This is a genomic window from Caballeronia glathei (assembly GCF_000698595.1).
Taxonomy (GTDB): Bacteria; Pseudomonadota; Gammaproteobacteria; order Burkholderiales; family Burkholderiaceae; genus Caballeronia; species Caballeronia glathei.
In genome coordinates this window covers 32,761-54,360 of the sequence record NZ_JFHC01000026.1, presented here as the reverse complement: position 1 = coordinate 54,360, position 21,600 = coordinate 32,761, and the positions used below count along the sequence as shown (strand labels likewise).

The 21,600-nt window shown below is 59.9% G+C and carries 25 protein-coding genes and 1 tRNA gene; 16 read left to right on the top strand and 10 right to left on the bottom strand.

Annotation, left to right across the window (positions count from 1 at the left end; genetic code table 11):
• Window positions 1-62: 62 nt before the first annotated feature.
• The 15 genes from BG61_RS17525 (at window position 63) to BG61_RS17460 (ending at window position 11,285) form a co-directional block, all read left to right on the top strand.
• Window positions 63-1,487 carry a baseplate J/gp47 family protein gene (locus BG61_RS17525; RefSeq protein ID WP_232256427.1) on the top strand — a complete coding sequence of 475 codons (1,425 nt, stop codon included), beginning with the start codon at window positions 63-65 and terminating at the stop codon, window positions 1,485-1,487.
• Window positions 1,488-1,491: 4 nt separating this feature from the next.
• Entirely contained in the window at window positions 1,492-2,397 is a 906-nt protein-coding gene (locus tag BG61_RS17520; RefSeq protein ID WP_051672600.1) for a hypothetical protein, read from the top strand.
• 11 nt (window positions 2,398-2,408) lie between these two features.
• Window positions 2,409-3,233 (top strand): hypothetical protein, encoded by an 825-nt coding sequence (locus BG61_RS17515; protein WP_035939469.1) that lies wholly within the window; start codon window positions 2,409-2,411, stop codon window positions 3,231-3,233.
• Window positions 3,234-3,452 (top strand): hypothetical protein, encoded by a 219-nt coding sequence (locus tag BG61_RS17510; RefSeq protein ID WP_035939471.1) that lies wholly within the window; start codon window positions 3,234-3,236, stop codon window positions 3,450-3,452. It abuts the gene before it with no gap.
• 21 nt (window positions 3,453-3,473) lie between these two features.
• Window positions 3,474-5,180 (top strand): beta strand repeat-containing protein, encoded by a 1,707-nt coding sequence (locus tag BG61_RS17505; RefSeq protein ID WP_035939473.1) that lies wholly within the window; start codon window positions 3,474-3,476, stop codon window positions 5,178-5,180.
• A gap of 100 nt (window positions 5,181-5,280) precedes the next feature.
• Window positions 5,281-5,622 (top strand): hypothetical protein, encoded by a 342-nt coding sequence (locus tag BG61_RS17500; RefSeq protein WP_035939474.1) that lies wholly within the window; start codon window positions 5,281-5,283, stop codon window positions 5,620-5,622.
• Window positions 5,619-7,151 carry a hypothetical protein gene (locus BG61_RS17495; protein ID WP_035939476.1) on the top strand — a complete coding sequence of 511 codons (1,533 nt, stop codon included), beginning with the start codon at window positions 5,619-5,621 and terminating at the stop codon, window positions 7,149-7,151. Before BG61_RS17500 ends, BG61_RS17495 begins: the two co-directional genes overlap by 4 nt.
• A gap of 53 nt (window positions 7,152-7,204) precedes the next feature.
• Window positions 7,205-7,651 (top strand): glycoside hydrolase family 73 protein, encoded by a 447-nt coding sequence (locus BG61_RS17490; protein WP_035939477.1) that lies wholly within the window; start codon window positions 7,205-7,207, stop codon window positions 7,649-7,651.
• Between the two features lie 12 nt (window positions 7,652-7,663).
• Entirely contained in the window at window positions 7,664-8,077 is a 414-nt protein-coding gene (locus BG61_RS17485) for a hypothetical protein (protein ID WP_035939479.1), read from the top strand.
• Between the two features lie 20 nt (window positions 8,078-8,097).
• The gene (locus BG61_RS41955) at window positions 8,098-9,459 is read left to right on the top strand and encodes a hypothetical protein (protein ID WP_129572327.1); all 1,362 of its coding nucleotides are present in this window, start codon (window positions 8,098-8,100) and stop codon (window positions 9,457-9,459) included.
• Complete coding sequence (locus tag BG61_RS17480; protein WP_129572328.1) at window positions 9,456-9,815, top strand: hypothetical protein; 360 nt, start codon at window positions 9,456-9,458, stop codon at window positions 9,813-9,815. The genes BG61_RS41955 and BG61_RS17480 overlap by 4 nt, the downstream gene beginning before the upstream one ends.
• Window positions 9,816-9,895: 80 nt before the next feature.
• Window positions 9,896-10,120: a hypothetical protein gene (locus BG61_RS17475; RefSeq protein WP_035939597.1), complete on the top strand. Its 225-nt coding sequence runs from the start codon at window positions 9,896-9,898 to the stop codon at window positions 10,118-10,120.
• A gap of 65 nt (window positions 10,121-10,185) precedes the next feature.
• Window positions 10,186-10,431 carry a hypothetical protein gene (locus tag BG61_RS17470; RefSeq protein ID WP_035941761.1) on the top strand — a complete coding sequence of 82 codons (246 nt, stop codon included), beginning with the start codon at window positions 10,186-10,188 and terminating at the stop codon, window positions 10,429-10,431.
• A 9-nt stretch (window positions 10,432-10,440) separates the two neighbouring features.
• Window positions 10,441-10,896, top strand: coding sequence for a hypothetical protein (locus BG61_RS17465; RefSeq protein ID WP_035939484.1), 456 nt, complete (start codon window positions 10,441-10,443; stop codon window positions 10,894-10,896).
• Window positions 10,896-11,285 (top strand): DUF1353 domain-containing protein, encoded by a 390-nt coding sequence (locus BG61_RS17460; protein WP_051672598.1) that lies wholly within the window; start codon window positions 10,896-10,898, stop codon window positions 11,283-11,285. Before BG61_RS17465 ends, BG61_RS17460 begins: the two co-directional genes overlap by 1 nt.
• Here the strand turns inward: BG61_RS17460 and BG61_RS44970 are convergent.
• The 4 genes from BG61_RS44970 to BG61_RS17440 all read right to left on the bottom strand — a co-directional run bounded on the left by BG61_RS44970 (window position 11,199) and on the right by BG61_RS17440 (window position 15,333).
• Entirely contained in the window at window positions 11,199-11,579 is a 381-nt protein-coding gene (locus BG61_RS44970; protein ID WP_075584174.1) for an AP2 domain-containing protein, read from the bottom strand. The two genes, BG61_RS17460 and BG61_RS44970, sit on opposite strands and share 87 nt — an antisense overlap.
• Window positions 11,580-11,670: 91 nt before the next feature.
• The gene (locus tag BG61_RS42830; RefSeq protein WP_161783681.1) at window positions 11,671-11,838 is read right to left on the bottom strand and encodes a hypothetical protein; all 168 of its coding nucleotides are present in this window, start codon (window positions 11,836-11,838) and stop codon (window positions 11,671-11,673) included.
• Window positions 11,839-11,870: 32 nt separating this feature from the next.
• The gene (locus tag BG61_RS17450) at window positions 11,871-14,468 is read right to left on the bottom strand and encodes a glycosyltransferase family 2 protein (RefSeq protein ID WP_035939485.1); all 2,598 of its coding nucleotides are present in this window, start codon (window positions 14,466-14,468) and stop codon (window positions 11,871-11,873) included.
• 544 nt (window positions 14,469-15,012) lie between these two features.
• The gene (locus tag BG61_RS17440) at window positions 15,013-15,333 is read right to left on the bottom strand and encodes an ATP-dependent DNA ligase (RefSeq protein ID WP_051672596.1); all 321 of its coding nucleotides are present in this window, start codon (window positions 15,331-15,333) and stop codon (window positions 15,013-15,015) included.
• 92 nt (window positions 15,334-15,425) lie between these two features.
• Here BG61_RS17440 and BG61_RS17435 point away from each other — a divergent pair, with 92 nt between their 5' ends.
• Entirely contained in the window at window positions 15,426-15,671 is a 246-nt protein-coding gene (locus BG61_RS17435; RefSeq protein WP_161783680.1) for an AP2/ERF family transcription factor, read from the top strand.
• A gap of 217 nt (window positions 15,672-15,888) precedes the next feature.
• Here the strand turns inward: BG61_RS17435 and BG61_RS17430 are convergent, their stop codons facing one another.
• The 6 genes from BG61_RS17430 to fdhE form a co-directional block, all read right to left on the bottom strand.
• The gene (locus tag BG61_RS17430) at window positions 15,889-16,125 is read right to left on the bottom strand and encodes a hypothetical protein (RefSeq protein WP_051672595.1); all 237 of its coding nucleotides are present in this window, start codon (window positions 16,123-16,125) and stop codon (window positions 15,889-15,891) included.
• Window positions 16,126-16,446: 321 nt separating this feature from the next.
• Window positions 16,447-16,902 carry a GIY-YIG nuclease family protein gene (locus BG61_RS17425; RefSeq protein ID WP_035939489.1) on the bottom strand — a complete coding sequence of 152 codons (456 nt, stop codon included), beginning with the start codon at window positions 16,900-16,902 and terminating at the stop codon, window positions 16,447-16,449.
• 122 nt (window positions 16,903-17,024) lie between these two features.
• A tRNA-Sec gene (locus BG61_RS41950) sits at window positions 17,025-17,117 on the bottom strand.
• 37 nt (window positions 17,118-17,154) lie between these two features.
• Window positions 17,155-19,065 carry a selenocysteine-specific translation elongation factor gene (selB, locus tag BG61_RS17420; RefSeq protein ID WP_035939490.1) on the bottom strand — a complete coding sequence of 637 codons (1,911 nt, stop codon included), beginning with the start codon at window positions 19,063-19,065 and terminating at the stop codon, window positions 17,155-17,157.
• Window positions 19,062-20,480: an L-seryl-tRNA(Sec) selenium transferase gene (selA, locus tag BG61_RS17415; protein WP_370818104.1), complete on the bottom strand. Its 1,419-nt coding sequence runs from the start codon at window positions 20,478-20,480 to the stop codon at window positions 19,062-19,064. Before selA ends, selB begins: the two co-directional genes overlap by 4 nt.
• 60 nt (window positions 20,481-20,540) lie before the next feature.
• The gene (gene fdhE, locus BG61_RS17410; RefSeq protein WP_035939492.1) at window positions 20,541-21,533 is read right to left on the bottom strand and encodes a formate dehydrogenase accessory protein FdhE; all 993 of its coding nucleotides are present in this window, start codon (window positions 21,531-21,533) and stop codon (window positions 20,541-20,543) included.
• Window positions 21,534-21,600: the final 67 nt, after the last annotated feature.

Here is a 21,600-nt window from a genome sequence, read left to right as displayed (position 1 = left end):
ACGCAAGTCTTTTAATCAGTCACAAGCCCGCTTAGGCGGGCTTTTTTATTGGCCCGACCTAGATGGCTACAACCATTAACCCAACGAACATCCCGTTGGTGATGACCGCGGCAGGGCCAACGACCACGCCCGTACAGACTCTGTATCAGAACCTGATCAATTTCGTGGCGTCGCAGTCGCCCGGCTTCACTGTATTGCCGGCTGGTTTGATCGACGACATCACCGGCACAGACGTCGGCGCACTTATCACCATTGATCAGGCTCGAGTCGACGCGATCAACTCTGTGACGCCTTTCGGCGCCAACGCATTCATCCTCGCCCAGCTCGGCGCGCAATTCGGCGTTCCGCAGGGCGTGGCGGCCAACGGCAGCGTCTTTGTGCAGTTCTCCGGGCCGCCAGGATTCGTATTTCAGCCGGGCTTCTTGGTCGGCGACGGTACAAACCAATATTCGCTGCAGGACGGCGGCGTTATCCAGGCGGGTGGCACCAGCCCTCTCCTGTTAGCTGTATCGACGAACAGTGGAACCTTCGCGATTCCGGCTGGAACGGTCTCGAAAATCGTCACGTCTGTCCCGAGTGCGTTTGCGGTCACGGTGACGAACCCGGAAGCGGGGACGCCGGCCACGACAACGGAAAGCGTTCAGGACTATCGGGCGCGCGTGCTGCAGGCTGGCCTCGTCACAGTGACGGGAACGCCGGCGTTCGTTAAGACTCTGCTCGGCAAGGTCACCGGCGTCCAGCAGCGTCTTATATCGGTCAATCAGTTGCCTGGCGGATGGCAGATCGTCTGCGGTGGCGGCGATGAATTCTCTGTCGCGACGGCGATCCTTCAGAGCGTTCCCGACATCGCGGCGCTTCAGGGTTCTCAGCTTGGCATCACCGCCATGACGGCAGCGAACCCCGTTGTCATCACGACGAACTTGCCTACTGGATTCAGTGTGGGTCAGACGTTCACGGTGACAGGCGCAACGCCGACTGCATACAACGTCACCTATACGGTCGGATCCATCGCTGGAAACACGATCACCACGACGACAAACGGCACCGCCTTCGGTGCCTATGTCGGAGGCGCCACGTTCTCGCCGAATCCGCGCGACGTTGTCGTTTCGTTGTTTCAGAACCCGAACACGTATTCCATTCCGTTCGTCAATCCGCCGCAGCAAAACGTGACGGCGGCGGTCACGTGGAATACGACGCTTCCGAACTTCACCGCGGGTCCATCGGTTAATCAGTTGGCGGCACCGGCATTGCAGTCTTACCTGAACAGTATTTTTGTGGGCCAGCCGATCAACCTGCTCGAGATGACGGCCACGTTTCAAAACGCCGTCGCATCGGTTATCGCGGCGCCGAATATCACTACTTTGCAGTTTGCCGTAGTCATCAACGGAGTCCCGGCAACGCCGGCCGCAGGCACCAGCATTATCCAAGGTGACCCCGAAGGCTTCTTCAACTGTTCCGCGACTGGTGTGACGGTCACGCAAGGCTAAATGTATGGCCGACATCGAGTCATTTTCCACGCTGCCGATGCAGCAAATAATTCCATCGTATTTATACCGGCAGTATTCCGACGATGTGAATCTTAGGGCGTTTGTTGACGCCTACAACTCGCTGTCTCAAGGGTATCTCTCGTGGTTCACCAGCACGCCGTTAGCGCTCTACACGTCGCCTAACATCACCGGCCCGCTACTGGACTGGATCGCGCGAGGAATCTACGGTATCCCGCGCCCGGTGCTGTCATCCTCGACGACAAGTAGAGTCGCTGGATACGACGCCTACGCCTACAACACGATGCCCTACAACGGGCAGAAGATCTCGTCCTCCGGCTCCGCGGCGCTGGCTTCCGATGACATCTACAAGCGGGTGATGACGTGGAATCTGTATCGCGGCGATGGGAAGGTCTTCACGATCGGATGGCTGAAGAACCGGATTAATCGGTTTCTCAACGGCGTGAACGGGACGGATTGGCCAGTTCAAAACAATCCTCCGTCCATAACCGTTTCCGGGAACATCTTCTCTATCACAGTGTTCTCGACGCCCGAGGCGCAGGCACTTCAGCAGTTATTCGCAAACAACGAACTGGCTGTGCCGTTCCAGTACGTCTATCAGTTTGTCAACGTCAATCTGATCAATAACGGCGGCATTTTGCAGATGACGCTGCCTCTCAATTTCCCAACGTCTCCGGATGGACTGGTGCCGGGAGCGCTTTGGTACAACGGCGGCGTCATATCGGTCATCCCTGGCGTCACGCCAAACCCGTCTGCGCCACCCGTGTTCTTCAGCCAAACGCTTACGCCTCAGGAGTTGCTAACCCTTGGCGGCGGCAATCTACCGCTCACGAATCCGGGCGACGGCACCCTCCAGTTATGGAATGACGCCGGCGTTATTTCGATTGCCTAAAAGGTGTATCAGTGGCTATTTTCACATTCGCGAACAACATCAGCACGACGCTGGCGGGCGCCGTCGCGCCCTCTGATACGTCGCTAACGCTTTCGAGCTCGGCGGGTCTGCCGGCCTCGATTCCTGCCGGCATGTCGTTGGTCATTACCCTCAACGATCAAGCGACGCGGGACAACTTCGAAGTCATCTATGCGGGCGCTGTCAGCGGAGCGACGCTGAGCAACCTGTCCCGTGGGCAGGAAGGAACGTCTGCGCTCGCGTGGCTAACCGGCGATTTCGCTTTTAGCGGACCGACCGCAGGTCAACAGCAATCGTTCGGGCAATTGGCTAAGGACAATGACTGGACCGGCTCGAACTCTTTCGAGCAATCCGTCGACGTAACGGGAGAAGTGACGGCCACTCAAGGCTTTCTCGTGCCGCATAACACGAGCAGCCTCGGCTATCAGCTGAGTTCGACTTTCGGCCCGTTCTCTGCATTCTTCTGCTCGCCTACCAATCAGGTAATGATTGGCAACACGTCCTTTCCGTTCTTCATTAGAGGCGCAAACGGAGGCAACGTATTTGGCATCGGTCAGACGCAAATCACCGTTATTCGCACATACAACACGCCCTTCGTTAACAACACGCCCGCTCCGATCATGGTTTCCGCAGCCACTTCTTCAACCGGAACGGGATCGATCGGCATCTTTATCAATGGCGTCGAATTCACCAATTCGTCGGCAACATCCTCCGGCCAAGCTTTGTGCGTATGGGCAATTGTGATGCCGGGGAGCACATACCAATACGTTACAACCGGATCAGTTTCACCAACCGCAACATTCACGGAAATACGATAAATGCCGGAAATCTTTGGTCTGCCGCAACCGCTGACGGGAAACGAGACGGTAACAATTCAGCAGGTTCAAAACGGGCAGATCGCACTTTGCACGATGCCCCTGTCGCAGCTCACGCAAATCCTCGGTTCGTCCACTCAATGGGCGACCAACCTCCCCACTACACGTCCTGATACGCCCGGAATTCTCTGGGACAACGGCGGCGTCGTTTCGATTTCCTGATTTCCATCCCCGGAAAATAAAATGAAAAAGTTTGTTGTTGCGGCACTCTTAGTGCCGCTGACGGCGTTCGCCCAGAGTTTTCCGTCTCCGACATTCAGCTCTCTCACGCTGCAAAATCCGCTTAGCTCCGCTAGCGGTGGCACGGGTGCTGCGAATGCTGGGGCAATCTCGGTAGGCGGCGACTTTACGGTCTCCGGCGCCAATCCGGTGACGCTCACGACGACCGGAACGACCAGCATCACGCTGCCGACAAGCGGCACGCTGCTCAATGGCACCACAGGTGCAACGGCCGGCGCGAACTCCAATATCACGTCGCTATCCGGACTGACGACGCCGCTGTCGGTTCCGCAAGGTGGGATTGGGAAGAACTCTCTGACGGCACACGGCGTCGCAATCGGCGCAGGTACGTCAGCCATCAACGTGACGGCCGCAGGGGCAGCCGGTACGTTGTTTGCCGGCAATGGCGCATCTGCCGATCCGTCCTTCCAGACGTTGAGCTCGCTCGGTATCGCTCCGCTTGCTTCGCCGGCATTCACCGGAACGCCTTCCGCGCCCACTGCACCACTCGGGACGAACACGACGCAGGTCGCGACGACGGCGTTTGTCGCTAGCCACTCGGACTGCGCGTCGATCCTCGATTTCGGCGGAAATAACCTCGGTGCGGCGAACAATGATGCAGCCTACGTGGCAACCATCGTTGCCAACCAGGCGACTCATCCCAACAACGTATGCATTTTTTTCCCGGCGGGTACGTACAACTTTGCTAGCCAGGCGGCTTTCGGATTTCCGAACGCGCCCGGTAGCATAACCGTGCGCGGTGCGGGCGCGGATAATACCGTGCTGAACTGGGCAAATGGCGGCGGTCTTTCGTTCAATTACCTGCTTGCCTCCAATTCCGTACACGTCGATGGATTGACCATTGCAAGCGGCGCATTGGGCGTCGGCCAGGGCATTTTCCTAAATCAATCGTCGGCCACGTTTGCTAGCGCTGCACTAAGTACCATCACGAACGTCACGATCCGTGGGACGGATGGATACTTCGGGGCCAAATTTTTCGGGATCGGCATCGATATTCGAGGCGTATCTAACGTCAATATCGATCACGTCCAGGCGATCGGGCCAGGTACGCCTGCTGGGACTGGGGTTCTCATTGCATCATCGGGAACGCTGCCACTGATCGTTTTCAACCTTAGCAATTCCAGTTTTGACCAGTGGAACGTCGGGCTTGAGTACGGCAACTTGGTGCAGGGCGTTCAGATGTCCAACATGAACTTCACCAACAATGTCAACGGGGTACGTGCATCGGGTGGATTGTCTGGACTGGATCAACTTAGTATCGTTGGAAGTCAATTCAACTCTGTTGCCAACGGTTTTAACATCCTTTTGCAGTCTGCCATTCCGAACGTACAAATCGCAAATAACCTGTTTTTGATCAACAGCAACTCGAGTGGCGTAGACCTTCAAAGCGCTTTGTCGACAACGACCATCACTGGAAATAGTTTCGAATCGAACACGGGCTCTACGTCTGGCATATTTGGCATTATCGTGAACGGATTTACGAATGGTGGAACGATCATCACCGGAAATTCATTCTTCACCCTAGGCAGTGGCATCACCCTGCAGGCGGCATCGAGGAACGTAAATGTTCAATCGAATGTGTATATAAACTGTGTTACGACCGTAGACAATTCCGGTACGAGCAATGTGATCGGCGGCGGCTCGCCCTGATGATCTGTGGCCCGATACAGTCGGGCCGCACCTAAAGTTCACGCATTCAAAACAACACACCCAGCCCCGCAAGGGGCTTTTTCTTTTCCTGGACCGATTCATGGATTTCACCGCCGTCGTCGAAGTGGGTTGCGCGGGCTTTGCCGCTGTCAGTGGCGTCTTTGGGTGGCTTTGGCAGCGGTCAGAGGCGCAGCGAGACAAGACGAGCAAGGAACAGGGCGACGCCATCAAAGAGCAGTCGCTTGCCATCAAGGAACTGAACAAAGCGCTCGACGCGCACAAGCTCCACATCGCCGAGACGTACGTGACACAGACCGAGCTGACGAAAGCGGTGGGCAGTCTCGAGCGCTCCATTGAACGCCTTATTGAGGCGGTCAACCAGAACGCAACCGAAATGCGCGAGGGGTTCCGACTCCTACAACAGACAAAGGCGGACAAGTGAACGTCACACGTATTTCCAGCGTCACCTCGTTTGTAGCGGATACGACGCTGAGCGGACGCTACATCTTTGAAGAAGGCGGAATGCTCCAGCCGGCGGCAGGCGTGACCCTCACGTTCTCGAAGGCGCTGATCGACGCGAACGACTTCCAGCAGATCTTCGACCTGTCCAAAGGCGGCACGATCGCCGGGACCATCTACAACGAATACCACTCCGCGTCGTGGTTCGGCGCGGATTACACCGGGCTCAGCCAATCTGGCACAAAGGTGCAAGCCGCGTTCGATTCGCCTCTCACGCAAAACGTAAAGTGCGTTCGCGGGATGTACCTGTGCAGCGGCGCGGAGCTCACGCTGGTCGACAAGCACCTGATTTGCGCGAGCTACCCTTCGGGCAACACGACGGACGGCGTTATGTTCCGTTGGTCGCAAGACATGGGGCCAGGCACGGCAGCACTGCGCGTCTTTTCGGGCGGCAGGAAACTGGAAAACGCGCAGTATCGTGGTTTCCGCATGCTTGGTCCGGGACAGAAAGGCGCCGTCATGGGTACGACGTCGGCTGGCTGCCAGATGGATGGCATCGTTTTCGGCAACGGCGGCAATCACAAGTTCGACGCGAAGGACATCTTCGTGACCGGCGTGCGCTTCGCCTATACCGCATGGACCAACAACGGGCATAGCTCGCTCGATAACCTGGGCGGAACCGGCAACTTCGCAACGTGGTGCATCCTCAGCACCGGCGGCGACTGGAAGTGGACGAACTGCTCGAGCAACGCGGAACTCTGCGCTGCCTTCTACTTGCCGAAGAACGGGAGCATGGGCGTTCACGCCGACATTGAGGACTATTTCAGCGGTTTCAGCCCGTATTTCGTCTATCAATCAGATACGCTCGATCCGCGCCTTCCTGGCACGGCGACAGCTGGGCTTACCGTGGCGTCCGTCTGGAAGCGCGTCGCGTGCGAACGGCTGGGCAACGCGTTCATCAATCTCGTTCCGGTTGATTCGAGCATCTTCCAACTGAAATTAATTGCGACCGGCTGGGACTCGTTTGTCAGCGGCGCTGCGACGATTCAAGCGGAAGCGTCCGATTACGCGATCAAGGCGGGCTACATCGAAGGTCTGGACCTGGACGACGCTCTCGACTCCGGCGGTGCGGGAACGCTCGCGACGTTCGACCTCGGCGTCATTCAGGTCAGGAACTCGAACGCGCGCGGAATCACCGCGCGCAACGTCCACAACGTCCCTGCCGCCGGGAAGACCTTCCTAGAAGGGACAACAAACGCGCTCATCGCCGCGCAGACGTCCAAGCTGCCGGTTCTGACGATCCCTGCCGGCGCAACGATCGGCACCTACTCGGCCACGGACCTCGAGGCGTGCAGCCGCACGAACTGGTTCCCCATGGCCCGCACGGCTCAAAGCCTTGGTGCTGCGCGTGCAGTTCTTTCCACAAGCGGCGACGTTGCAACTATCACGCTGTCGGAGGCACTGCCCAACGCAGTGTCATTCACCGTCAACCTGCTCCCTTCAGCTAACTAGCTGACGCCTCACCGTTCCCCGGCCATTTTGGCCGGGGATTCACGGAGACACTGATGAAACCCGATGACTTCATTGCCGCAATTTCGCCGGCGGCTCAAGCATGCGCGGCAAAAACCAAGATCCCCGCGTCATTCACTATCGCACAGGCCGCTCTTGAATCGGGCTGGGGTGCCGCATGCCCCGGCTTCAATCTGTTCGGCATCAAAGCGGATGCGTCATGGCATGGCCCCGTCACCGAACAGGTGACGCATGAAGTCGTGAAGGGCAAGCCAATCACGATCACGGCGAAATTCCGCGCGTACAGCGATTGGCTTGGGAGCATCGAAGACCACGCATCGTTTTTGACGGGCAACCCGCGATATAGCGGTGCGTTCGCCTATGCGAGCGGATCGACGTTCGCTCGAGCTGTGGCTGCCGCAGGGTATGCCACTGATCCGGACTACGCAACTAAGATCATCAGCATCATCAAGGCGCACAACCTTTCGACACTGGATTCGTGATAAGGGAATTCCATGGCATCGAACCTCAAATACAGCGTCACGCTTAAGAATGACCAGCAAGCAGCGATAACGACGAGACTCGGCGCCAGCGCCGCATACGATCTGTATGACGGCACGCAACCGACGTCGCCCGAAACCGCCGTCACCACACAGAACCTTCTCGCCACACTTGTCTGCTCGACGACTCTGGCACCAGCACCTTCGGGCGGCGTGCTCATCCTCAACGCCATCAGCAACGGCACTGGCACCGCGGCTGCAGGCACGGGCAAGACGGCCAATTGGTACCGTCTACGAACTTCGGCTGGCGTCGCTCATGTAGACGGTACGGTCGGCATCAGTGGCTGCGACCTGAACCTCAACAACCCGAACATCGCCACCGGTCAAACGGTTAGCGTGTCGTCGAGCACGTACACGAACGGAAACTGATCTCGTAATCGGAGGCACGCATGGGGAGCCTATCCGGTTCGACAACCATTCTCGCGGGCACAGAGACATTCAATCTCTCGTCGCCCGCACAGACGGACTGGATCGAGTTTCACGCGTCAACAACGCCGAACCGCATGAGCGGAGCTGGCTCGACCATTGGCTTGCCGACACTGCTAGGTTCCGGCGTCTCGTGGGGCACGTTCGCATTCGGCCTTGGCTACACGTGGACCGGCGGCACTCCGCAAGCCTCTGGAACCGCCGTCAAGGAAGGCATTTTCGTCAGCGCGACAACGGCAACAGCCGGGCAGGGTTTTAAATTCACCCTCCCAGCGGACACGACTAGTCGCACGGTTACGATTTATTGGGGTGGAAATAGCTGCGCCTCGCAGATTGATATTTCGCTGTCAGACGGAAGCGCAGCCCCGGTACAGCATCTGCCTGCCGCACCGGGTTCAGGTGCGTCTCAGTTTCTAGCCACTACGCTTACGTATAGCGCGGACTCGGCAGGCAAACAGCTGATCTGTCAGCTTACTGCCAAGTCGATTATAGGCGGCGGCGGTAACGTGTGGATGGGGGCAGCTAAGTACCTGAATGCCACGGCTACATCCACTGGCGCAGGGGCCTCAATTCAGGGTGGGAATACTGGCTCTGCCATCGGGGCGGTGTCGATTTCCCGATCTGCTGCACAGGGCCAGGCGAAGAATTCTGGAGCCACTTCCGGGGCCGTGGTTGTGAGTGGTTCAGGCGCCGGCACGCAGACGGCAAATGCGGTCTCTTCGGTGGCGCGAAGTGCCATATCTGGCACTTCGGCATCGACTCAGGCAAGCAACACGGCGGCGGCATCTGGCTCTGTCGGAATCTCCGGCGCGGCGGCAAGCACTCAAGCGCCGAATGCCTCGACCGCATCTGGCGCAATCGGCAATGTCTCGCAAGGCAGCGCGGCGAGCACGCAAGCGAAGAATGTGTCGGCGGCGGCCGGCGGCGTATTGGTTTCTGGTTCTGGCGCGTCTGTCCAATCGGAAAACGTCGTTGCGGCATCGGGAAGCGTCGTCTATTCGGTCATTTCTGGTGCGGGATTATCAACCCAAGCCAAGACATTATCCCTGGCGATTGGTGCAGTTTCCGTCTCCGGTTCGGCGGCATCGATGCAGGCGCCCAATAGCGATTCTTCGACTGGCGTCGTTGTTGTGTCGGGTTCTCTCGCGTCAGTGACTCAGCGACCCAGCTTGAGTGCTGCGATCGGCCAGGTTACTGCGACTTCGTACGCTGCCGATCAGAACTATCTCGTCACAGTCGCGCCGCGGCCATTCTGTTCCATCGCTTCGGTTCGACCATTCTATTCGGCGGAATTAGCCCGCTATTTCTACGTGAAATGCGCATGAACTTCAATCTGACTCCACAGTTGAGCCTGAAAGACCCGCGCGAGACGGTTGTGATAACGATGGATGCGACGGCTATGCTGGCACCCGGAGAAACATTAACAGGGACGCCGGAAGTTTCTATCAAAGCGACTGCAGGCGCCGATTCAACGCCCTCTCTGGTTCTCTCGGGCGTGGTCATAAATTCGGTTCCTCTGACGCTACTCAAGGGCAAGGCGATCGCAATTGGCGCTGCAGTTCAGGCCGTCTGCTCGGCGGGCACATTCGGCAGTCAGTATTGGATCGCCATTACGTGCCAGACCAGCAATCCGAACAAGATATTGGTTTTGAAGGCAGCGTTGCCGATGTCGTCGCAGTAATCGCCGGTCCCTACCGACCTTACCCAATCTTATGCATCTTACGGCCGCCTACGGGCGGCTTTTTTGTTGGAGAAATGGAAATGAACAACGCATCGTCCTTGATCACCGGCGGCGCCACTCTGACCGCAGCTTCGCTCGTGCCGGCCGTCCAATGGGCCTCGATGGGCTTCCCAATGCCCATGCCGCCCGAAGTGCAACTGCTCGTCGCGGGCGCACTCGTGACGGCGATTCACGCGGTCTGCAACGTCCTTGCGGCCCGTGCCGCGGCGAAAGCAGAGCCCAAAGCGCCTGCAGTGCAATCGTGAATCGCGCTCTGTGCTGCCTCGCGGTGGCGTCTCTCGCCGGCTGTGCCGGCACGGCGTCATATAGCGTGAAACCGTTCTATGAGCCGAACACGAAGCAAATCATCTGCTGTGAGGCCTCCGCCCAAAACGGAAAGGATATCAGTTCACTCACGTTCGATCTGTCTATGGCGCCAGACAGCACCGTCACCGTTCACTTCGCTGAAAACGGCGTCGGAGCCACGGCTCCACTGAATGCGCAAGGCGCCGTCATCAGCAATGTCGCTGGCGCGGCCTCCAATGCCGCAGCCGCGGCTATCAAACTCGCTCCTTAAGGAAATCCCATGCTTCGCAAATTCGCGCCCTTCATTGCGGCAGGCGTCATCGCGTCCGTTGTCTCGGCATGCGCCTCCGCTCCCGCTCAATCGCCCGCTCAATTGCTGTCCGCTGTGCATACCCAAGTCGGCATCGCTTGCACCGCCGCCGTCCCGTCTCTCAACTCCATCAAGGCGCTCGAGCCAGGCCTGACCGCGGATCAAGCGGCAGTCGTCGACAAGGTGTATTCGGATGCAATCGCGTTCTGCGCTGTGCATGATTCGGTCAGCGTCGCAAGTGTCCAGGCGTTTGCGAACACGTCGATTCCGGCCGCGCTGCAACTCGTGAACGATTCGTCGCTCTCGCAGAACGACAAGACGCTCGTGGCCATCGGCGCAATTGCGCTGCAGACCGCACTGAACACGGCAATTGCTCAGTTCAATGCGGCGGCTCCCGCTTCGGCTCCGGTCGGCGCGAGCGCGTAATGAGCAAGTTCCTGACGTCTCTCGTGATGCAGAACGCGACCGACCAGGATGACGGGAAGTGGCGGCTCACGCAGCCGCTCGTCTATGACTCGGACGTCGCCGGACGAGTGTTCGTTGTGCCGGTGGGGTTTGTGACTGACTTGGCATCAGTGCCGCGGGTGCCGATCGCTTACCTGCTCGCGGGCGGCACTTCCGCAGAGGCATCGGTCGTTCACGATGCCATCTATACCTATCACTGGGTATCTCGGGAGATTGCGGATGCTGTTCTGCGCGAAGCATCCGCTGTCACTCAGGTTCCCTGGCTACGCCGCCAAATCATGTGGCTCGCAGTTCGCTGCTTCGGTGGCAGTCACTGGGATGCCCCCATGATTAGCGAAAAGTCCGTGTAATTCGTCGGCCGCCTTGCAGTAAGCTAGGTGCGCCTCTTCGGGAGTATCGAAGAGGCCAAGATGCCTTTGCTTCCAGTTCACCACAATGTAGGCCCTCCATTTTCGATTCTGAGCATGCCAGCAAACGCCTTTGAATCCTGACTTGTTGTTCTTGCTCAGCGACCGGTTATGCTGGTTTTGCGAGTGAGTGGCCTTGCGGAGATTGTCTATCCAATTTTCGCTCGGGACCAGATTCTTATGGTCAATGAGCGGCACGAACTCCCCATAATAAATGGCCCATGCTTCGAAGCCCATCACGGCATAACAGGCGATCTCTTGTATTCGCCTTTTACAGCCAATATGCTGTATCCCGCTACGCCAGCATGATCGGCGTAGCGGCACCCCTCTACGCGCCTACGCGCACATCAACCAGCGGCACCAGCGGGACGATACGACAACCGCGATCTCCCGCTTCGTCCGCTTCCCGCTTGCTCTGCGTGACAAAGGTAAGATCCCGCTTCGGATCGTACACATGCCACGCAACAACATTCTCTTCTGCACTATTATTGTTCATTGCTTCCCCGATTTTTAGGTGTGGGTTTCTTGTTATTCGATGTCTAACGTCATAAACGGTGTCGGGCTTACGAACCGTAGCCCGAGCACTCGTCTATTGATGAACTCAAACACATACACAGGCACTGCCGACCTCGCAAATACTCTAATTCCCCAAGTCTCGCCCTCCCGGACTCGAATATCTGTCAACTCGAAGCGCACCGGCTTTCCGAGGTCTGCCTTGGTCAGGTCTAGAACGACGTGATCCTTAATCTCGTTGTTAGGACTGACTATCTCGACTCCCACCAGTCCCTGCTTCACGAAGTCCACAGACATGACGAAAGAGACTGCGGCCAGCTTCCCGGCACGCGGTGCGACGCGGTATTCCCTGAACGGCATGGAGGACAGCGAGTCGCTCAGCTCCAGCGAAGATCCGGCGTTCCTCCATCCCATCCGATCGCTGAACTGCTTCACCGGCACAAACTGCGGAGCAACGGCGCCCCATAGGTCAGCCCTCCTGCGGAAGACACGCAATCTCCACGAATAACGAGCCATATGGCGAAGGCCAGCTAGCTCGCTTGCCTGGGCGAGGGATAGAGATGACTGACCACCCTCCACAGTAGGAAATCCTGTCGTGGCGCGCACCCAAGCTGGCAGCCTATGGAGACGCCGCGCTTGTTCCGACCAACTTGCCTCGCCGCCATGACGACGCTGCATCTCAGCGATAACGCGGGCGTTTTCCTTTCCAGAGAAATGCTCTTCGCAATACGACGAGTTCGCCTCTTTTATCTTTTGCTGATCGTACTTACCGGAGACGACGTCCTTCAAGCCAAAAAGCCAAGACGTCGACGCGAATGGGTAGTTAACGACAATGGCGTTCTCACCGTCCTCAATATTGTCAAACGGCGGGGTATTCGGAACGATCGCGACGGCGTTTAACAGTTTCGCCGTGAGCAATGCGTGTTGGGTCTTAAACCGATTATTCCGCGTCTCACTCGGAGCGTGCAGAACATAATCAGGAGAGAACCGAGCGAAGCGCCGCATCGCAAACAAGTATCCCGTTTCGAAAGGCAATAGAGTGACCCGCATGCCAGTCGGAAGGCGGTCAAGGTCGGTCCGTTCATCGTCGTCTGGCTTTGGCGCCACGAGGTGAATTCTTGCCCCTTGCTCCGCGAGGCTGACCAACGCCGGGAAAACTATCGACCACAATCCCTTATTCCGGTGTGACCCGCCTGCACACGCAATGACTATCTCGCCTTCCGCTTTGTGCTCGCGGAAATCGACGGAAAGAGCACGCTGATCGAAGCTCGATACTGGAAAAACGGTCAGATTCTCGTGAAGTTTGTTCTCTTTAAAATAACCCAGCAGGTTGGCGCTCGATAGCAGCACGCCACTGAACAGTTTCAGGTCCTCGCGAAGCTTGGGTAAACGGAAATCTTCGCCGGGCACGGACACCTCTTTGTTCTCAACCAACATTGGCAAGTTGTCGTCGAGGAAAAAGTAAGTGGGAATGCCCAGTGCTTTAGCCGCTTCAATCCAAGGTCGGAACGCAGAAATATGTCGAACGAAGATAACCGAGGTGGCTCGAGCGAGTTCCTCTACGCCGAAACCTCCGTGGTAGGAGATGACGCGCACTCGACGGGCAACTTCCGCGGGAAGCATGTCGAAATACAGAGTCGTTGAAGCGTTGTAGTGGAGGTTGACGACGAGTGTGTATCCATCGTCGGACTTCTTCGGCGGCTGCCATTCCGGGATTTTCCAGCCGCGCGCTTGTGCATGCTTTTGCGCCAAGCTGTCGCAAACGGACTGGGTACTGATACCGTGGTCTGGATTGGGCAACAAAACCTCGTACTCAGGGATGTTCGCCGGCCGAAGCGCTTCGTTTCTTGACGTTCGCATCCACTCGTCTACAGCCCAACTATCGAGCGCATATGTGTTGCCCAGGCTGTCGGATGTCATCGGACCGTCTTCGCGTCCGACCGCGACGTCGACGAACCTAACTTCGTACCGCTCGGCCGCTCTGCACCAAAGATCCCAGTCGCAGACTCGAGCGATGACGATGTGGGGGTCGTAGAAACCGATGTCTTCGATCATGTCCCTTGGCATGAGGACCCCGTTGTTGGGAATGAAATTCCCAAGCCGAAGGTGGCCTTGTGACCTTGCGGACCCGAGCCGCATGTCAATAATTTCTCCCGTCTTCTGGTCCTTATGCGACCACTCAACGTGCCCATAAACGATCGCCGTAGGAAACTTCTCGGATTCCGCAAGAAGCTTTTCAAGGGCGTCATCATTGAACATTGTGTCATCGAAGGCGAACGAAATCCGGTCGGCGCGAGCGCGCACGTACGCCTCATACTCAGAGATTGCGGGCAGACCTATGTTCTTCGGGTGACGAAGGCAACTGATTCGCCCGTCTCTACGCTGAAATTCCGCGATCTGATCGGCAGTTCCATCAGTGCTTGCGTCGTCGATTATGATGAGTTCGATATCGTCGAGCGTCTGTGACAGGATTGACTCCACAGCCCTCTTGAAGAGGCCGCTTTTGCCGCGCCGAAAAGTGGGAAGCAGGACCGATAGCTTGGGTTTGACGTCTGCGTCGTACGAAAAACCCGGGATCCAGATGGTGTCGGAGATCAGTTCTTTTACTTTCATTCTGTAATTTTTTCCGGCTGGCCGAAGTTGGCGTGGATTTTACCGTAAGGGCTTACAGTAAACGCTATTCGTCTTATCGAATTTTTGTCTGAGCTTGGCGCCATAAAAAAGTCCCGCCAACCAGCGAAGGTTGAGCGGGACCATCAAGCGCAGCGCGCCATGCAAAACGCGCTTGTTTCTATTATCAGATGTTTGGCGCCTAGTTCAAGGCGCGAAATGATTCGCTGTATTTCAGATTTAGTTGTCGCCCTTCCTCGCCCACTGCAGCAGCTCAGTCCGGGGGCTAAACCGAGGCGAGACGAGCCATGCCGCAAAGACCGGTTCCCATTCCTCCCAAACGTAATCGTCGAGATCGAACTCCTCATCGATCCGGCCGGTGCCGTGCTCGCACAAAAACGCGAAGACTATCTGGCTTCCGTTCCAATACGCGGTCATGCAGTCGGCAAATCGGCGGCGGTGCCACGCGGTTGGTCCTTGAGCAACATCGCCAACTGAGATTCGAATTCATCGGCGGTCATTGGGAGTTCTCCGATTGAGGGTTTCTCTATCTAAGCGAGGCGCGGCCCCAGCCCAGCGCAGCCGGTCGCCCGAAATCCGCATTCTTGATTTTCAGCCAATCGAGCGACCTCCCGCGCTCATACCGCGACGAAAGCCGCTTGGCTATCATGCCTTCGAGGTCTAGGGCCTGCGCTTGCTCGAAAACCCATTCGCCGGCGCCGAAGATGCCGTTCGCGAAAATCAGCGTCTTCGTGTCGGTGATGGCTTCGCGGAGGTGGCTCTTGCGCTCGGCGAGCGGCAGCGCGCGCAGATCTTCGCCGTCGATCGAGAGGGCGTCGAATAGGTATAGGCGCGCCGGATGCCACAATTCAACCTTCGAGGCAGATGTGGGGTGACGAACAAAACGGCAGCCGCTGCACATGTATGGTGCATTAGTTTACAACACTAATGGCCCTCCATATGGACCGTCTATCCCGGACCGTCAACCCGCTGGAGCGCGTGGGTGTCTGCCGCCGTGAGACGGCGCGTGGTCTGCGCTTCGAGGCATACATCTACGTGACAGAGCGGCGTCGCTCGCGGCGCGTCTACATCGGGACGTTCGATACGCTCGATGAGGCATCACACGCCTACAACAAGGCAGCGATAGAACTTCATGGCGACCACGCGCGGCTGAACCCTGTCGGCGTCGTTGGCCAGGCCGACTGACGAACAGTTCAGTTCTAGGACGTTCGTGCGCGCGATGCAGGGACCAGTGACAACAACAAAAAGACCGCCGCTTGCAGGCGGCGGTGCAGAGGAGTTGTACAAGGAGAGCACACCATTGCAAATGCGCTCAAGAACAGTCTAGTACCTTTCGGGCGAATCGCAAGCGCCCGCGGGAGCGGCGGCGCATCCTTCGAGCGCTCGATTCAGGTCAGACGCATCAATCATCCTCGTCATACCTGAAAGGGGGATGCATCGGCTGGGTGGTGTCTATTCCGGCCATCTGAAGCGCCGCATCAATCCGTATTAACTCAGCACGGAAATTCATCTCCCAGGTCTCGCGTTCAGCGGTGCACAGTTTCCCGTTGTGAATCGCCAGTGTGTAGCGTGCGAGCAGCAGCGCGTCGACGAGCTTGGCTTCACGCTCGGCTTGCTCGATAAACGTTTTCGGTTTCATGGTCGCCTCCTTGTCGGAGGCTGAGCATTGTTCGATCCCGGCACGTCTTCGTCATCGTCACTTCCTGTCGCTCGGACCCAGAACGCACAGCCGAACTCGGCTCGCGCGATCACTTGGACGCTCCCGCCGCGCTCACAGCGCGCGTGCGAAGTGCCTTCTAAGTTGCCGCCCCAGTGCTCACATTTCCAGCAGGCGTGCTCCGCCCCGTCGTTTTCGAACAGGCCCATCGCGGCCTCGCAAATGCTGTATGGATGTACAGTACGATACGCCAAAACAGTCGGGCGGTGGGCGGAGAGCTTTTAGGAATTGCGGCGAACCGATTTATGCCGCCTCGGATAGCGCCTTCTTGGCAATTCTCTCCAGAATGATATTCCCCGATGTCTTCATGGCGTTGAGATACGGTTTTAAGCGGCGAACGTAATGATCCTCTACGCTGCCAAGCCAGTCATAGGGAATCCCGCCAACACACCAGTATCGATCGAAAACCTTTCCGCTACGCTGATGCGCCATTAGCCGCTCGTATATTCTCATGGCTCTGCCGACATACGCGATTTCATTGTTGGAAATGAGAACATAGATTCCCCAGCAATTTGGACCATCACCACGAGTATATGGCTCGGCGTCTCTGATGATTTCCTCGCCGGTGTGCAGCAGAACATGCGCGTTCGCTGTGAACCAGCCGTCATAGGAAAAGTCGTTGGCTCCGACACGGAAGAAGTTGAAATCGTCGACGATGGGGTCGCCAGTCGGCTCAAAAGTATGAAGCGGGATTGCCATGGATGTTCCTTGGTCCAATATCGTCAACCGACTCTAGGCGCATGTTTCGGGCAGAAAAACACACACCATATCGTTTGAGTCTAGATTTTTCAGGGGCCTCGGAATCCTGCAAACCATTGCGGCGGAAGGCAGCAGGAGTCGAACCTACCTGGGAGCGGCTGACGCCCCCAACTGGGTTTGAAGCCCAGCCGCACCACCGGATACGGATGCCTTCCTGCAGAGAAAAAACGAGCCGCGCAGCCGGTCGATCTTTCAGATCAACTCGTGCCAGCGGCTATCGACGCGCACCACGTGACGTTCGCGGTGGAAGCGAGTATACCCAACGCGGTCGAAGAATTCCAAAACCTGTATCGCGCGCTTGCGCCCGAGCGCGCTTGCGTCGCGAAACGGTGCTGCCGCGAGCGCGCCGCCTTGCTTCTCCGCTTCCGAAGCGACGAGCAGCGCCAGTTCGCGAATCGCGTCGCGATGATAGAAAAGATCGCGCACGACCTGGAACACCTCGCCGCGCCGCGCAAGCTTGCGCAGCAGTTGCCGCACGCGCTCCTCCGGCACGCCGTGCGCGCTCGCGAGATCGCGTACCCAGGGCGGATCGAAACGGCCTCGCGCAATCGACGGAAGCAGCGCATCGGCCAGCGCCTGTTCGGCGGCGTCGAGGGTGACGGCATGCGTCGGCAGATGCAGCCACGGCCCGCTGCGCGCGATCGTCCCTTCTTCCAGCGCAGCATCCACGAGCGCGCGCCACAGCGCGTCGGGCACGAGCGGCGCGGCGATGCGGCGAAGACGCGCCGTGTCGGCGCCCTGCTCGTCCGGCGAGCGCTCGTGAAAAACACGCAACGCGTCGACGAGCCGGCCGGCCAGCGCATCCCATTGCGAACGCGCGACGAGCATCGCATCGTCGGGCAACGGCACGACGCGCGTGTCGTCGGGCAACGTCAGCGCGGCTGCGGGCATGCCCGTGAGATGCTCGAGCAGCGAACGCGGCAGGCCGTGCGGCGCGCAAGCGAGGAGCGGGTCGATGCGCCCCGTGTCGAGCATCGAGTCCAGCGCATCGAGCCACGCGCGCCGCTCGGGCGTGCGGCGCTTTCTCGCTGGCCCGAACGGATCGAGCACACGCCCCCCGCCGACCGTGCGGTTCGCCTGCGCATTGCGCACGATGAAGCGGTCGCCGGGCAGCGCGCACACGGGCTGATCGAAGACGAGCTGCACGCGCGCCCGCTCGCCCGCGTGCAGCTCGTCGCCATCGAGCAGCGCGACATGCGCGACCCGGTGCGTCGTGCCGAGGTGCACGTGCAGCGGCGCCCAGTGCGTGAGATCGAGCCCGGCATCGGGCAGGAGCGTGAGATCGGTGTCGATACGCTCGGAGGCCCGCGCGAGCCGCGCATCGACGATCCAGTCACCGCGCGCAATCGCATCCTTTTCGATGCCGGCGAGATTCAGTGCGCAACGCTCCCCCGCGCGCCCCGTCTGCGCCGCGCGATTCTGCGCGTGGATGCTGCGCACGCGCACGGGTTCGCCCTTCGGCGCGAGCAGCATCGTATCGCCGACATTCACGCGCCCCGAGAACACCGTGCCCGTCACGATGGTGCCCTGCCCGGCGAGCGTGAACACGCGGTCGACCGCGAGCCTGAACAGCCCGTCGTCGCGCCGCATCCGCCAGCGGGCGGCGGCCGCGCGCAAATGCGCGTCGAGTGCGGCGACGCCCGCGTCGTTCTCGCGGGTCGCGTTGGTGTCGAAAAGCGGCGCGTCCTTCAGCGCGCCCGGCGCGAGCCACGCTGCGATTTCCTCGTGTACTTCGATGAGGCGCGCCTCATCGACGCGATCGGTCTTCGTCACCGCGACCGCGCCCTCGGTCACGCCGAGCAATTCGAGGATCGCGAGATGCTCGCGGGTCTGCGGCATCACGCCGTCGTCCGCGGCGACGACGACGAGCGCAAAGTCGATGCCGCATGCCCCCGCTGCCATCGTGTGGACCAGCTTCTCGTGGCCCGGCACGTCGATCAGGCCGAGCACGTCGCCGTTCGCGAGCGGCACGTACGCATAGCCGAGCTCGATCGAAATGCCGCGCGCCTTCTCTTCCTTCAGCCGGTCGGTATCGACGCCGGACAGCGCGCGAACCAGCGTCGTCTTGCCGTGGTCGATGTGGCCCGCGGTGCCTGCGATCATGCGCCCGCGCCCTTCGGTTGCGGCGCCGAATACGCCTCGAGTTGCGCGATGAACGCGGCTTCGTCGGCGGCTTCCAGGCAGCGCAGGTCGAGACGCAGCGCGTCGTCGGCGATCCGGCCGATCACCGGGCGCGGCAGCTCGCGCAGCACCTTCTCGACCTTCGCCAGTTGCCGCCCCGGCCGCTTGCCGCTCGCAAGACGCACCGCGACGCCGTAGCTCGGCAGCACGTCGACCGGCAGCGCACCGCTGCCGATCTGGCTGAACATCGGCTCGATGGCAATGGAGAATTCGTCGCCGATCGCGCGCAGCAGCGCGGGCGCGATGCGCTCGGCGGCATTGCGCATGTCGTCGGCGGGGCGCGTGAGAAGGCGCAGCGTGGTCAGCCGGTCGCGCAGGAATTCGGGCGCCCGGTAGAGGCGCAGCACCGGTTCGAGCGCGGCGAGCGTCAGCTTGCCGACGCGCAGCGCGCGCTTCAGCGGATGCTTCTTGATCTTCCCGATCAGATCCGCCCGGCCGACGATCAGCCCCGCCTGCGGCCCGCCGAGCAGCTTGTCGCCGCTGAACGTGACCAGATCCGCGCCGCCTTCCACCGTCTCGCGCACGGTCGTCTCGCGCGGCAGGCCCCATTGCGTCAGGTCGACGAGCGTGCCGCTGCCGAGATCGACCGCCACCGGCACGCGGCGCGCCTTGCCGAGCGAGGCGAGTTCGTGCAGCGCGACTTCCTTCGTGAAGCCGCTGATCGCGTAGTTGCTGCAATGAACCTTCATCAACAGCGCCGTGCGATCGCCGATCGCCTCGTCGTAATCCTTCAGGTGCGTGCGGTTGGTCGTGCCGACTTCGCGCAGCTTCGCGCCCGCCCGGCTCATGATGTCCGGAATGCGAAACGCGCCGCCGATCTCGACCAGCTCGCCGCGCGACACGATCACTTCCTTCTTCGACGCGAGCGCGGACAGCGTAAGCAGCACCGCCGCCGCGTTATTGTTCACCACAGTCGCGGCTTCGGCGCCCGTGAGCTCGCAGATGAGGTCGTCGATCAGGTCGTCGCGGTCGCCGCGGCGGCCGGTTGCGAGATCGAATTCGAGGTTGGCCGGACGCGTGAGGACATCGACGACCGCCTGGACCGCGGCGTCCGGCAGCAGCGCGCGGCCGAGATTCGTATGGAGAACCGTGCCGGTGAGATTGAAGACGGTGCGCACGCTGCCGCGCGCCCGCTCGCGAAGCAACGCGCCGACCGATTGCGCGAGGCGCGACTCCTCGAGCGCGTCCAGGCACGCGCGGCCCGCCTGCGCTTCGCGGCGCCAGTCGTCGAGCGTGCTGCGCAGCGCGGCAAGAGTCTGCGTGCGCCCATATTCCGCGACGAGCGGCTCGAATCCCGCCGATGCGATCATCCGCTCCACCGATGGCACCCGCGCCATCAGCGACCTCAGTGCGACGCTCGTTACTTCGCTCACGCCTTCGCCCCCGTTTCCTGACTTTTATTCCTGGCCCTGAGCCTGGTCCGTCTGGTCCGCCTGTTCCGGCCACAGCCACGGATGCGGCGACGCACGCCGGTAGCCCTCCTCGCCCATCAGCAGGTCGAGCGTAAGGCTCGCGAGATCGTCGGCGAAAGGCTCGAAATCGTAGGCCTTGTCCTGGTAGCCGATCTTCCGGTACGTATGGCACTCGTCACACGATTCCGCCTTCAGCCACGCCTTCTTCGCCGACTCGTTGCGGGCTTCCTGATCGGCGTGTGCCGCGCCGATCGCGTGATACGCAATGCCCTTCGTCGAGTCGCAACTGGAGCACTTCGTGCGGACCATGTGCCATTCGGTGGCGCACAGGCCGCACTGCAGATAGCGATAACCCTCATACGCGCCGCCGACCCGCACGACGCTCGCGACCGGATGCGAGCCGCACAGCGGGCACAAGCCCGGCGTGTCGAGATAAGGCAGTTGCGACGGGTCGATGCGGCTCGCGAAGTCCGTCCACACCACCTGCAGCGCCGCCATGATGAACGGCGCGCTCGCCGGGTCGACTTCGGCAAAGCGCTGGGCAAAGATGGCGTCGGCCTGGGCGTCGAGTTCCTTCGCATCGAGCGCGCGCAGCTTCTCCATCAATTGCACGAGCGGAGGCGTGAGCGGGCCGGCCGATTCGACGGCGTCCAGGAGGCGCAGCAGGACGTCGCGCCAGGCCGGATCGCGCTCGCCGGAGAGCGCCGGGATGAGCGGCATCGAATGCTGCTGGGCGCTCCTGATCAGCTCGACGCTCGGCGGCGTGGCTTCGAAACCGGTCAGCGCGCGCTGTTGCGCATCGGCAAGCGCGGCCATCAGCCGCAGATAGCCGGCGATCGGATTGCTCGCGTCGGCGAGTTCGCGCAGCCGCGCGGCGCGCGCCGGAAAAACCCTCTCGCGCTCGGGGCTCCGGATGCGCGGAATCGCCGACGGATCGAGCGATTCGATCTGATCGGCTTCGAGAATGCGTTGGACCACGGGAATACCTCTTGAGACTGAATGACGCGACTTTCGCGTTCGACGACGGCCGAAGAAACGCACCTGC